This window comes from Vibrio sp. V38_P2S17PM301 (assembly GCF_009904845.1).
GTDB lineage: Bacteria > Pseudomonadota > Gammaproteobacteria > Enterobacterales > Vibrionaceae > Vibrio > Vibrio proteolyticus.
On record NZ_WXWO01000052.1, the window covers coordinates 144,333 to 156,868 of the forward strand.

9 protein-coding genes are annotated in these 12,536 nt (G+C 49.6%); 5 read left to right on the forward strand and 4 right to left on the reverse strand.

What is annotated here, in order from left to right:
* Positions 1–197: 197 nt before the first annotated feature.
* Genes CAG64_RS11860 through CAG64_RS11870 form a run of 3 tightly spaced genes read right to left on the reverse strand, consistent with a single transcriptional unit; the run spans position 198 to position 4,031 of the window.
* On the reverse strand, positions 198–2,357 hold the full coding sequence (locus tag CAG64_RS11860; RefSeq protein ID WP_161489315.1) for a polysaccharide biosynthesis tyrosine autokinase: 2,160 nt from the start codon (positions 2,355–2,357) through the stop codon (positions 198–200).
* A gap of 49 nt (positions 2,358–2,406) precedes the next feature.
* Positions 2,407–2,847 (reverse strand): arsenate reductase/protein-tyrosine-phosphatase family protein, encoded by a 441-nt coding sequence (locus tag CAG64_RS11865; protein WP_161448525.1) that lies wholly within the window; start codon positions 2,845–2,847, stop codon positions 2,407–2,409.
* A 50-nt stretch (positions 2,848–2,897) separates the two neighbouring features.
* Positions 2,898–4,031 carry a polysaccharide export protein gene (locus CAG64_RS11870; RefSeq protein ID WP_337247450.1) on the reverse strand — a complete coding sequence of 378 codons (1,134 nt, stop codon included), beginning with the start codon at positions 4,029–4,031 and terminating at the stop codon, positions 2,898–2,900.
* Positions 4,032–4,900: 869 nt separating this feature from the next.
* Between CAG64_RS11870 and CAG64_RS11875 the strand changes: the two genes are divergently transcribed.
* The 3 genes from CAG64_RS11875 (at position 4,901) to CAG64_RS11885 (ending at position 8,547) form a co-directional block, all read left to right on the forward strand.
* Positions 4,901–5,437 carry an outer membrane beta-barrel protein gene (locus tag CAG64_RS11875; RefSeq protein ID WP_161488730.1) on the forward strand — a complete coding sequence of 179 codons (537 nt, stop codon included), beginning with the start codon at positions 4,901–4,903 and terminating at the stop codon, positions 5,435–5,437.
* Positions 5,438–5,454: 17 nt separating this feature from the next.
* Positions 5,455–6,345, forward strand: a complete 891-nt coding sequence (locus CAG64_RS11880) for a serine/threonine protein kinase (protein WP_161453424.1) — start codon at positions 5,455–5,457, stop codon at positions 6,343–6,345.
* 159 nt (positions 6,346–6,504) lie between these two features.
* Positions 6,505–8,547: a YjbH domain-containing protein gene (locus CAG64_RS11885; protein WP_237668251.1), complete on the forward strand. Its 2,043-nt coding sequence runs from the start codon at positions 6,505–6,507 to the stop codon at positions 8,545–8,547.
* Between the two features lie 44 nt (positions 8,548–8,591).
* On the opposite strand, the gene epmA is transcribed toward CAG64_RS11885, so the two are convergent.
* Positions 8,592–9,563 carry an elongation factor P--(R)-beta-lysine ligase gene (epmA, locus tag CAG64_RS11890; protein WP_161488731.1) on the reverse strand — a complete coding sequence of 324 codons (972 nt, stop codon included), beginning with the start codon at positions 9,561–9,563 and terminating at the stop codon, positions 8,592–8,594.
* Positions 9,564–9,955: 392 nt separating this feature from the next.
* Between epmA and frdA the strand changes: the two genes are divergently transcribed.
* Together frdA and CAG64_RS11900 are read left to right on the forward strand one after the other, a co-directional pair.
* The gene (frdA, locus tag CAG64_RS11895) at positions 9,956–11,776 is read left to right on the forward strand and encodes a fumarate reductase (quinol) flavoprotein subunit (protein ID WP_161488732.1); all 1,821 of its coding nucleotides are present in this window, start codon (positions 9,956–9,958) and stop codon (positions 11,774–11,776) included.
* Positions 11,776–12,534 carry a succinate dehydrogenase/fumarate reductase iron-sulfur subunit gene (locus CAG64_RS11900; RefSeq protein ID WP_021704533.1) on the forward strand — a complete coding sequence of 253 codons (759 nt, stop codon included), beginning with the start codon at positions 11,776–11,778 and terminating at the stop codon, positions 12,532–12,534. The genes frdA and CAG64_RS11900 overlap by 1 nt, the downstream gene beginning before the upstream one ends.
* Positions 12,535–12,536 lie beyond the last annotated feature (2 nt).

The window sequence follows — 12,536 nt, forward strand, 5'->3', positions numbered from 1 at the left end:
TAGGCTAGGAACCCAAGATATGAATCAAACAAGTTGTAACTGTAAAAACCTGATCAGACTGCGCCGAAATTTCTGGCATAAGGTTATTGGCATCAAAGCTCTATATCAATGCCGTGACTGTCGGAAAGTAAAAAGAATTAAGTAAACATAGGCTCTTCAACAATCATTTATAAAAAAAGAGGCGAAAGCCTCTTTTTTTAATTATCGGATGCGTAACTATAATTATAGTATTCATACGCATTGGACGATTTCCGTTCAATCGCATTAAATATAATGCCCTTGACCTCAATCCCGGATTGCTCAAACCGTTGTCGGGCAATCTCAATCTCTTTGGTGGTATTTTGACCAAACCGCGCCACCATCAATGTGGTTCCGGCCAACGCTCCGACAATACTCGGATCCGTGACGGCCAAAACAGGTGGTGTATCCACTATCACCAATTCATAATTCTCCGACGCCCATTCCAGCAGTTCCGTGAAACGTTTGTGCATCAGTAGCTCTGATGGATTCGGCGGAATACGCCCGCGTGAAATGAGGTCCACATTATCAACCCCGGTCGACTTGATGGCTGTTCCTAGCTCCATCTGACCACTCAGATAATCCGACAAACCGTTGTCTGACTGTAAACCAAATGTCTGTTGTAGATAGCCTTTGCGCATATCGGCATCGATCAGTAACACTTTTTGTCCCGACTTGGCCGCAACCGCAGAAAAGTTAGTGGAGATAAAAGACTTACCAATACCAGGTGCAGGGCCTGAGATCATCAGGACGTTATTTTTGGCTTCCATCATGGCGAAATGCAAACTGGTTCTCAGCCCACGTAATGCTTCGATGGAGAGATCGGCCGGGTTTTCTTCCGCTAATAACGCCATTTGTGCCTGAGGTTTATTTTTGCGCCGGGCTCTGACCGCCAGACTGGCCTGCTGTTCTGATTTCGGAATACTGGCGTACACCGACAACCCCAACGCCTCAATTTCTTCCGGGCTTTCCACGCCCCGGTTCATCGCGGCTTTGATCAGCACAAACGCAACGCTGAGCATGCCTCCGAGTAACGTTGCCAGAACCGCAATCAATGATTTTCTGGGTTTGATCGCTTGGGCGTAGGTCTGTGCGTCGTCCAGTATACGTACATTGCCAACGGTCCCCGCTTTGATAACACTCAACTCCTGCACTTTATTCAGCAGCTGAATATAAATTTGCTGGTTAACTTCGACATCCCGGCGCATACGTAAAATTTCACGCTGAGTACGCGGCAACTTTTGCACCTGGGCGTCGAGACGACGTTTCTCTTTGAGCAGCGTCTGACGTTTGTCCAACAGCGATTTGTACGCAGGGTGATCCTGAGTAAAGCGTTGGCTGATCTCGCTCTCTTTAAACGTCAACTCGTTCAGCTGAGCTTCCAGCTTCACCATCACATCCAACGTGGCTTTGGCTTCCAGGCTCAGATCGATCGACTCGTTTTCCTGGCGGAAGTTGTTCAGCTTGTCTTCTGAACTGTCCAATTCGCCTTTGATTTGCGGTAGGTGCTGTTTCAAAAAGGCAAGGCTCTTTTCCGCTTCGGCGGAGTTACGCTTGACGTTCTGCAAAAAGTAGCTCTGGCTGATGTGATCCAGGATATGTTGAATCAGAACCGGATTTTCTCCTGTAAACGACAGTTCAACAATTCCGGTCTGGTTGCCCTTTTCCGCCACCGACAAATTGTCTTTCAGCCACTTAATGGCGTCCAGTTTGCTTTGCTTCGCAATGTTGAACTCAAAGCCATTTTCCTCAATATGAAGACCGCTCACCAGCAGTTGGTACCCTTGTTGTTCCGCTAACTGGCCAACCGTACCGGACAAAATGACATCGTCGTTTTGATCCAGCAATTGATAGTGCTGCGAGTCGAGTACCCGAATGGTGTGCGATTGCAACATCGCCTCAGTTGGCAGTTCAAAGCGCGTTACATCCAACGTATTCGATTCACCGGATAAACGGGCGATACCTTTGCCCACTAGCGGCCAGTATTGAGGAGTCACTACCGTTGTCAGATGAAACTTCTCAACGGTGTCCCCCAGAATCATACGTGAGCGAATAATTTCGATTTCGGCCGCCGCCGTCGATTCCTGATTAAACAGTTCCCCTACCTCCCCAACCAGAGAAGAAAGACCGCCTGAGCTTTTTTGCTCAATCTGAATCAGTGCATCCGCTTTGTAGATCGGCGTCGATAGCAGCGCCACCGCAACGCCACAAACCGCAAACAAAAAAGTGACGCCGACGATAAGCCATTTAGCATCAAAAAGAATGCCGACTAACTTACTCAGATCGATTTCATCCGAGTTAAATTGTCCGGCACCGTGTTTGGAAGTGTGAGATGTCATAGTTTTTTCACAAGAGGTCACCAGCCACTCGGGCTGATGAACGTTAAAATTACAGTTTTTTCGCCCAGAGGTTCGCTGCCTGCTCGATAACATCGAATACGTACAGGAACGCGTCTTTGCTTTGTCGGTGTGGATCCGGGATTTCACGAAGACCATCCCATTGCCCTAATAACATGGTCTTTCCCCGCGCAGCCGGGGCAATCTCGCTCAGCAAGTTAATGTGGCGTTTCTCCATCACCAGAATCAGATCAGATTGATGGCAAAGCTCAGCCGTCAGTTGTTGAGCATGATGGCCGTCCAGTGTCATCCCGTGCTCCTGCGCAACCTGACAAGCGGTCGCATCCGCAGGCGATCCATTCAGCCGGCTTCGCTCAACCGCCAGGCCGGCAGATGTGATATGCCGCTCCGGGAGCAAATGCTGCAGAATGCGTTCGGCGGTGGGGGAGCGACATATGTTGCCCATACAAACCACAAGAATGTTATTAAACATCGAAGCGCCCTCTGCCACATTTCATCACTGCTCTGCGTGTGCGCACCAACTTACCAGGAACGTACATTGTTTACCCCATCGGCCAGATTGTTAAAGCCAGAGATAGTCGGCAACAGCTGTTTGACCAGTCGATTCCAGCGACCGATCGGCGTCGTGGTCACATACACGACATCGTAAGGTTTAAGCTCAAATTCTGTCCCCAACACCAGCGCGGAAGCGTCTTTGATGTTGAGCTGATAAATATCCGCAATGCGGGACTGTGCACTGCGCACAGAGGTCAGACTGCGAATCACAAATATTCCGGTCGCGTCCGCCTCCAGCTCATTGATACCACCGACGGAGCTGAGTGCTTCTGTCAGACTCATCCCCGTGCGATCAATTTTTAACATTTGCGGCTGCTTCACTTCCCCCATCACAAACACTTTCAGTGCATCATTGCGTGGAACATGCACAATATCGCCGTTCTTCAACAAACGATTCTGCGTCAGATCGCCTTTTTGGATAAGTGCATATAATGAAATTTGTTCCTCGATGCCGTTGCGGGTCAGAGTCACGTTACGCCAGTCCGCATCTTTACTGATGCCTCCAGCCTGATTCACAGCGTCAAGTAATGTCAGGGGAATATTGGAAATAGGCCGCTGGCCGGGAGAATTAACTTCACCTGTAATATACGCTTTTTGAGAACGGAACGCGGCCACATTGACATCAACTTGTGGAGATTCAATATAGCGAGTGAGCTTCTTGGCAAGCGTATTGCGAACTTCGGTGACCGTTTGGCCAGCAACATTCACTTTGCCAATGTAAGGATAGAATATCGTACCGTCAGAGTGAACCCAGTTACCAGCCTCTGCCGAACTACGGTAAGAGCCGGCAGGGATGGTTAATTCTGGGTGATCCCAAATGGTCACATTTAATACATCGCCAGGACCAATATGATATTCATACTCAGCGACCTCTTTATCCAGGTTCGCATTTCCTTGGGTTGTCACATTGAACTGTTCATTTTTTAATCTAGAAATCAGAGAAGGGTTAAGCGGGTATACGGTAACCTGGGAAGAAATGTCTTCATCTGGCTCAGAAGTCACCACATCTTTATTGATAGTGGAGATATGAGAACCTGGAACAACGGTGCAGCCACCCAACATAAGTAGAGCAACAATTAAGGTCAGATTTCTATTTCTCACCGCAAACACCCCTGAACATACATTTTTCTTTCTCATAGCTCATAACTTGAAACTCTTTTTCTTTAGCCAACAATGACACCGTCATAAATCCGCCTGATAATCATCAGGCGCCCACAACATCTTTATCAATTCCTTTGAGCAGGAAATGTTTTATTCTCAAAAACACCTTGCCACCTAACTAGCTAAATAAAAATGAGTTATTTGGTAAAAGCAAAGCGATTTTTATGTATTTTTAAGCCAAACCCATTGAATAAGTTTATTCGCACTCAAACCAAAGGTGCTTTCGTCATTTTTTTGACGAGACAACTTCAGGTCTGACCAATTTTGATCAATGCGTTTAAAATTGAGCGCCGCAATTATCACAACAAATTACTTCAAGCTCAACAAACCAAGAATGACAAACGTCACATTTGGTCGTGATATTAATGACAGATGTGTTAACTTTCAAGCTTTCACAACTTGAAAAACTCTAAAGATATTATTACCTCTTGTATACCTCTAAACATTTTTATTTTCTCAATACAGTTCAAGCCAACACTGATGGCAAAAGGGATACTCAAAGAAGTAAGCAAACACTAATATAAAAACTCATGCTATTGATTTAATATCCATTCCGTTTTTAGTCAGATTTAATTTTTAAATTATCAGTTAATCATCTGTAAAATAAATACATTGTGTTGATGAACAGATTTTATACATATAGAATCCTATTAATCTTGAGGTTAAATGGTAAAAAATCCACCTTAACTATTGGATTAAAAATTAAGCAGGTAACGATGTTATTTTGACTGAGCCCAACCAGTCACTGCGTGCTCTGACTTAATATTGAGCCCTGCATTTATTCTTGTTCGCCCAACAGAGGAAAAACAATGAAGTTAATAACAAGCGCAACGTTAAGTACGTTGCTGCTCTCTGCGTCCGCTTTGGCAGATAATCAGTTTTATGCAGGTCTCAAGGCTGGGGTTTCACATTTAGATGGTGTGGATCGAGCGGTCACTAACTGGACCGGTATTGACGATACCGACACAGCTTACGGTATTTACGCCGGTTATCGTTTATTGCCGACGTTAGCCGTAGAAGCTGGATACAACTATTTAGGTGAATTTGATCTAAAAGACGTAAATGGCAGCTACGAAGCCAGCAGTTTTGACCTCTTGCTGAAAGTATCGGGTAACGTCACGGATGCTTTTTCTTTGTACGCGAAAGGCGGCATCAGCATTTACGACTGGCAGGCAAATGGTTCGGGCGTCGAATCCGATGACAGCGATGTGTCCCCTACTCTGGCGTTTGGTGCGCAATACGCACTGACTCAACAGTTCGATTTAGGTCTTGAGTATCAGGTGTATGCCGATATTGGTGGCACGAATATCGGGGTTGGCAACCTACTTCTATCTTATTCTTGGTAATGGAAAGAGACGAAAACATGAAAATGAAAATTTTAGCAGCTGCGGTTGCATGCTCCATGCTGGCAGCCTGTGGCGGCAGTGACAACGACAACAGCGTAACCCCGGAAGATGCGTCTCACAGCGTGATGGCTTATGACCCAGCGGTACGTGGCATGAATGCCAGCTATTCATGTGACAACGGGACGAGCGGCTCTGCGGGTACCACAGACAATGACGGTATCGTTAAAATTACCAATACAACCGTTGTGAATACACCAGATACCTGTTCGTTCACTTTTACTGGTGCCACTGGTGCGGTGGATATGTCTAATGGTAAAGACATGAGTAAAGTCAGCTATAAAATTCCTCGCGGACTGGCTAAAGCAGGCAGCATTGTCACCGCATCGCCACTGACTACACTGATTGCCAACAAATTGGGCGATGCCGAATACACTGAATCTGCAGCGATTGAAGTACTCAGCGATCTGGGTCTGGATGTCACCAACAGCACGGGTATCAGCGTAGAACAACTGCTGCTGAACACCGAAAATGTTCTGGAGACACAACTGAGCAACGCATCTCTGGTTGCGCAGGTTAGAGCGACCACTGCCGTTCTGTCTGACGTGCTGGTCGTAAGCCCGAACGCTTCAGCAGACAACGTCGCACAAGCGGCGAAAAAAATCGCGAATGAAGTGATTAAAACCTATCCGAACTACCCGAAATCGGGCTCAGGTGACGACGAAATCTACCTCGATTTTACCGCAGACACGACCGTGATCAACGACGTTGTCAGCAATCCGGGCAAAGACATTGTTATCACACTGCCGGAAGCCAAACCATCCAAGCCAGTCGATACCACAGAACCACCAGCAACCGGTGGAACCGGTGGAACCGGCGGTGAAGATAACGGCGGCGGTACCGGCGATTAATCGCATCACAGCCATTCGCATAAAGAACTCCTGCTTGCAGGAGTTCTTTATTTCTCATTTATCGGATCAGGCTTAACCCAACTAGCCTGAGCTTTGCTCTCTTTAAAGTCGTATTATATGGAATTTCCTAATTTCCGAGCCTGCTCTCTGGCTTCACTTATGTCCGCAGTATGCGGCACAGTTTCTGCGGGCATGGATAACCTGCCTTCTTCTCAGTCTTATACCGGTGCTTTGTTGGTGCCCAATGCTCAGGTGATGGACCGCGGTGACATTCTATTCAAATACGGTCAGGGGGTTCCTTATCGGCAAGCCCGTGATGATGTCGACGAACTGCTGATTGGAGCAGGCCTGTTTCCCGGCATTGAAGCCAGTGGTCGCATTGTTACCAAAACCTATGATTGTAAAGGGTTTACGGAATATGGGTGTGGTATACGAGATTTATCTGCATCAGCCAAATACCAACTGCCGTTTGTTTACGACTGGACCGGGCTGAATGTTGCCATTGGCGTTCAGGATCTGGGCGGTGCCGCCAACAACTTTAATGTGTACTACGCTGTCGCCGATTATGAACTCAAAGACTATCCGGTGCGTTTTAGCGGAGGTATTGGCCAGTCGGATCTGGTGGACGGCATCCTCGATGGCCCGTTTGCCAGCATCGAAGTTCAACCGCTGTCCTTTGCCCAGATCATCGCCGAATACGATTCAGCCAATTACAACGCCGGGATCAAGCTGTTTACCCCAGAAAAGTGGCTGCCGCTGGATGCGCAATTATCGTTGCAATACGAAGCATACTCCAATCAGGACAGCGATAATCAGATGTGGTCTCTGGCCGCCGCTATCCCACTGGTGGGCACAGACAGCAATACGCTGACCCGTCTCAATCATGATCTGACACTGGAAGACAAAGTAGAAGTCGCACTGCATCAACACCAGAGTGCCAGCTTAACCCAATTGCGCCAGGCATTAATCAACGAAGGCTTCCTCAATGTCCGTTTCAGTCAGGACGACGACACTTTGAACGTATCTGTGGAAAACCGACGCTATAACCGCAACCAAGCGGATGGACTGGGCGTAGCAATGGGTATTATCGCCGCTCATGCCGGTGAACACCTGTTCCGCGATCTCAAACTCAAGAACCCAGAACAGGGACAATTCAACCTGTTTATGCTGGTCAACGACGTGCCGGTGACGCAAGCCCGCGCGTCAGCCGCGTGTTATCGCCAGTTCCTGCAAAGTGGTATCCCGTGTGACGATCTGGCGATCACCGATCACGCCGTGCAACGCCAGTACGCGTTGGCACAGTTTCATTCGCAGGCTGATCGCAGCAGCTTTGGCCGCAGTCAGGTGATCCTCTCTCCGGCTCTTTATCATCGCGATGCCACAGAGTACGGTGTGTTGGATTACTCATTAGCGCTGTCCACCAACCTGTATACCTCACTCTGGCAAGGCGCAGCCATCGATGTGCGTCACTACGCCCCGATTGCCAACAGCGATGATTTTGACGACGACGCTATCTGGGGAGACGAAGCGTTTGAAAATGAAATCGACCGGGCTCTGTTTCATCAAACCTTCAACCTGCCATATAACCTGATGAACCAAACGTCAGTCGGCATGATCCGTAGAGACTATCTCGGCATCGCCAATGAAACCCAGCTCGCCTCACCAGATAGCCGACATACGTTCGCCCTGCATTTGAGCCATTTTGAAAATGATAAGGGGGCCACCACCATTAAGCGCGACACCGTGCTTGGCTCATATACCTTGTCAGTACCAGAGTGGAACTGGCAGTTGACGGGGCAAGCCGGAGAGTTCTGGCAGGGCGATCAAGGGGTGAAAATCACCACCCGTCACTGGCTAGGCGACGTCAGTATCGATGCCAGTTATCTGTATTCTGAAGCAGAACACAGCAATGAAGGGGAACAGTTCGTAACGGTCTCGATCGGCATCCCACTGACGTTCTGGCGCGGGATGGCACCAGATTATGTCCAGCTGCGCGGCATCGATCAGTTCACCTATGCGGTGCAAAGCCGAGTAGGCGATTCGCACAACAATCTCAATACTGGTTTGGGTAATGCCGTCACCTTCCAGCACGACATCAGCCGTGAGTATCATAACCGTGGTCGTAGCGGAAAACTGTATTACGCGGAAAACACTCAGCGACTGCGCAACGCCTACCTGAAATATCTGGATACCACCTTATAATCGGCGTATTTCGTATCGAAAAAAGCCCCATTATTGGGGCTTTTTTATGCGCGCGGGAAAGGAAACGCGGTAACCTGATCAATATGGTCACAGTTAAGAGCCAGCATAATCAAGCGATCGATCCCCAATGCCACACCAGCACATGGCGGTAAGCCGGCTTCCAGTGCCGCGATCAGATGGTGGTCAATCGGCTGAGGCAACAGTCCCAACTGTATACGCTTGGCGTTATCCTGTTCAAAGCGGCGCAATTGCTCCTGAGGGTTATCCAGCTCATGGAAGCCATTCGCCAGCTCAATCCCTTTGAAATAGACTTCAAATCGCTCCGCGACGCGGCGATCTGCCGGGCTGACTCTGGCCAGCGCGGCCTGCGAGGCAGGAAAGTCGTACACAAACACCGGTGCCTGCTGGCCTATTTTTGGCTCAATCCCGATACTGAACAGCAGTTGCAACAGAGTATCCCGATCCTGCTCTGGCTCAGCGATATCATTTAACCCCAGCGTGGCCGCTACGGCTTTGAGCTCCGCCATGCTGCCTTCCAGCGGACACACCTTGAGCACCTGCAAAAACGCCTGCTGATAGGTTATACGCTGGGCAGCGTGGCATTTTATCGTCAATTGCAGCAGTTGCTCCATCTCGTCCATCAACTGATGATGATCGAAGCCCACCCGGTACCACTCCAGCATGGTAAATTCCGGATTGTGGTAACGACCACTTTCCTCGTTACGAAACGCTTTCGCAATCTGGTAAATACAACCACTGCCAGCCGCCAGCAAACGCTTCATGTGAAATTCAGGGCTGGTCATAAAATACAGCTTGCGGCCATTCGCATACCCCGGGCCAACAAACTCAGTCTGAAATGTATGCAGATGAATGTCTGTCACCGTGGCGTGACTCATGGCCGGGGTGTCCACTTCCAGCACGTCGCGCTGCTGAAAAAATTGGCGGATGTCTCTAAGCAAATGCGCACGTTGTTTTAACTGCTCAACAGTGGCGGTCGGTTGCCAATTGGGTTGCATTTTACTGTGTCCTCAATAATGCATCGCTGGCGGGCAAATTAGCAGTTTTGTCCGCCAATGCAAGTGGCTTTTTCTCTACCATGAGGCAACCATTTTACGTACTACAAACAAATATCAATACGATTTCCCTGCCACTTATTGACATCGATTTTCACTGGCAACAAATGATTAACACTAGGAATAACGGTAACTTACGAACAGATACCTCCCTGCCGTGATAGCTATCACATAACCTGTAAATTTTATGTCCTTGTATGCATTTCCGGAGGAAAAACCTAAATACATCAATTTTTCTGACACCATCCTCTCCTACACTAACCCTACCACTTTTGGGGAAATCCCCACTCACAATAACAAGCGGATTTTCCGCATTCATACACTGGAGGATAACTGTGCAAACTATCACCACAGATATCGCAGTCATCGGCGCAGGCGGCGCCGGTCTTCGTACTGCTATTGCAGCGGCTGAAGCAAACCCGGACTTAGAGATCGCATTGATTTCTAAAGTTTACCCTATGCGTTCCCATACGGTCGCTGCCGAGGGTGGCTCCGCAGCAGTTATCAAGGATGAAGACAGCCTGGACAACCACTTCAACGATACCGTTGGCGGTGGCGACTGGCTGTGTGAACAGGATGTTGTTGAATACTTTGTCGAAAACGCGACCCGCGAAATGATCCAAATGGAACAGTGGGGTTGCCCGTGGAGCCGCAAAGAAAACGGTGAAGTCAACGTGCGCCGTTTTGGCGGCATGAAAGTTGAACGCACCTGGTTCGCGGCCGACAAAACCGGTTTCCACATGCTGCACACCCTATTCCAGACATCCATGAAGTACAGCAACATCAAACGTTTTGACGAATACTTTGTGGTGGATCTGCTTGTTGATGAGGGCGAAGTTCAGGGTCTGATCGCCATCCATATGGCGGAAGGCGAACTGGTGACCATCAAAGCCAAATCCGTGGTCCTGGCGACCGGCGGCGCGGGCCGCGTTTACCACTGTAACACCAACGGTGGCATCGTGACTGGGGACGGCATGGCGATGGCGTACCGTCATGGCGTACCACTGCGTGACATGGAATTTGTCCAGTACCACCCCACCGGTCTGCCAGGTACCGGGATCCTGATGACCGAAGGTTGCCGGGGTGAAGGTGGTATCATCGTCAATAAGAACGGCTACCGCTATCTCCAAGATTACGGCATGGGCCCGGAGACCCCGGTTGGTCAGCCGAAAAACAAATACATGGAGCTGGGGCCACGCGACAAAGTCTCTCAGGCGTTCTGGCATGAACAGCAAAAAGGCAACACCATCAAACACCCGCTGGGGGATGTCGTCCACCTCGACTTACGCCACCTCGGTGAAGAGTACTTACAAGAGCGTCTGCCGTTCATCTGTGAGCTGGCCAAAGCGTACGTCAACGTCGACCCCGCCAAAGAACCAATCCCGATTCGCCCGACCGTGCACTACACCATGGGGGGCATTGAAACCGACAAAGAGTGTGAAACACGTATCAAAGGTCTGTTTGCCGTGGGTGAATGTGCCTCTGTCGGCCTGCATGGTGCCAACCGTCTGGGTTCGAACTCTCTGGCCGAGTTTGTCGTCTTTGGTCGCGTGGCGGGTGAAAATGCCGTCAAACGCGCCGCGCAGTTTAACGGCTGGAATGACGACGCCATCCGCGCTCAGGTCAAAGCGGTGGAAGAACGCATTCAGGCACTGATGAATCAGGAAGGTGACGAAAACTGGGCGGATATCCGCACTGAAATGGGTCACACCATGGAAGCGGGTTGCGGCATCTATCGTCAGGAAGATCTGATGCAGGCCACGATTGAGAAACTGGCCGAGCTGAAAGAGCGTTACAAGCGCATCAGCATCAAAGACAAAGGAAAAGTGTTTAACACCGACCTGCTGTACGCGATAGAAGTCGGTTATGGCCTCGAAGTCGCCGAAGCCATGGTCCACTCAGCGATTTTGCGTACCGAGTCACGCGGCGCTCACCAGCGCCTCGATGAAGGCTGCACTGAACGTGACGATGACCAATTCCTCAAACACTCGCTGGCATTTTTCAATGATGGCACAGCGCCAAGCATTGATTACAGCAAGGTAACCATCACGAAATCTCAGCCTAAAGCCCGTTTGTACGGCGAAGCGGCAGAGAAAGCTGCGGCCGAGGAAGCCGCTAAGCAGGCTCAAGCAACGAACTCAGAGGAGCAGGCCTAATGTCCGCAAACAGAATTCAGAAAGTCGACATTCTGCGCTACGACCCGGAAAAAGACGCAGAGCCGCATCTGCAAAGCTTTGAAGTACCGTTTGATGAAACCATGTCGGTCCTCGATGCGATTGGCTATATCAAAGATCATCTCGACAAAGATCTCTCCTATCGCTGGTCTTGCCGGATGGCCATCTGTGGCTCTTGCGGCATCATGGTCAACGGCGTGCCTAAACTGGCGTGTAAGAGTTTTCTGCGTGACTACCCGAACGGGGTCAAAATTGAGCCTCTGGCCAACTTCCCGATTGAAAAAGATCTGATCGTCGACATGACCCCGTTCATCGAACGCCTGGAAGCGATCAAACCTTACATCATCGGTAACGATCGTAAACCGGAAGACGGGACCAACCTGCAGACTCCAGAGCAGATGGCTAAATACAAACAGTTCGCGGGTTGTATCAACTGTGGTCTGTGCTATGCAGCATGTCCTCAGTTCGGTCTCAATCCGGAATTTATCGGCCCGGCGGCCTTGACTCTGGCTCATCGTTACAACCTCGACAGCCGTGATAATGGCCAGGCGGAGCGAATGAAGCTGATCAATGGAGAAAACGGGGCCTGGGGCTGTACGTTTGTCGGTTACTGCTCTGAGGTGTGCCCTAAACATGTCGACCCGGCCGCGGCGGTTAACCAAGGCAAAGTGGCCTCGTCCATGGACTTTGTGATCGCGATGCTCAAACCAGACGGCACACCCGCCAAAGAGGAGGCATAAGG

Coding starts and splice junctions, on each gene's coding strand:
- CAG64_RS11860 (WP_161489315.1), bottom strand. CDS start 2,357: ATGACATCTCACACTTCCAAACACGGTGCCGGACAATTTAACTCGGAT.
- CAG64_RS11865 (WP_161448525.1), bottom strand. CDS start 2,847: ATGTTTAATAACATTCTTGTGGTTTGTATGGGCAACATATGTCGCTCC.
- CAG64_RS11875 (WP_161488730.1), top strand. CDS start 4,901: ATGAAGTTAATAACAAGCGCAACGTTAAGTACGTTGCTGCTCTCTGCG.
- CAG64_RS11880 (WP_161453424.1), top strand. CDS start 5,455: ATGAAAATGAAAATTTTAGCAGCTGCGGTTGCATGCTCCATGCTGGCA.
- CAG64_RS11885 (WP_237668251.1), top strand. CDS start 6,505: ATGTCCGCAGTATGCGGCACAGTTTCTGCGGGCATGGATAACCTGCCT.
- epmA (WP_161488731.1), bottom strand. CDS start 9,563: ATGCAACCCAATTGGCAACCGACCGCCACTGTTGAGCAGTTAAAACAA.
- CAG64_RS11900 (WP_021704533.1), top strand. CDS start 11,776: ATGTCCGCAAACAGAATTCAGAAAGTCGACATTCTGCGCTACGACCCG.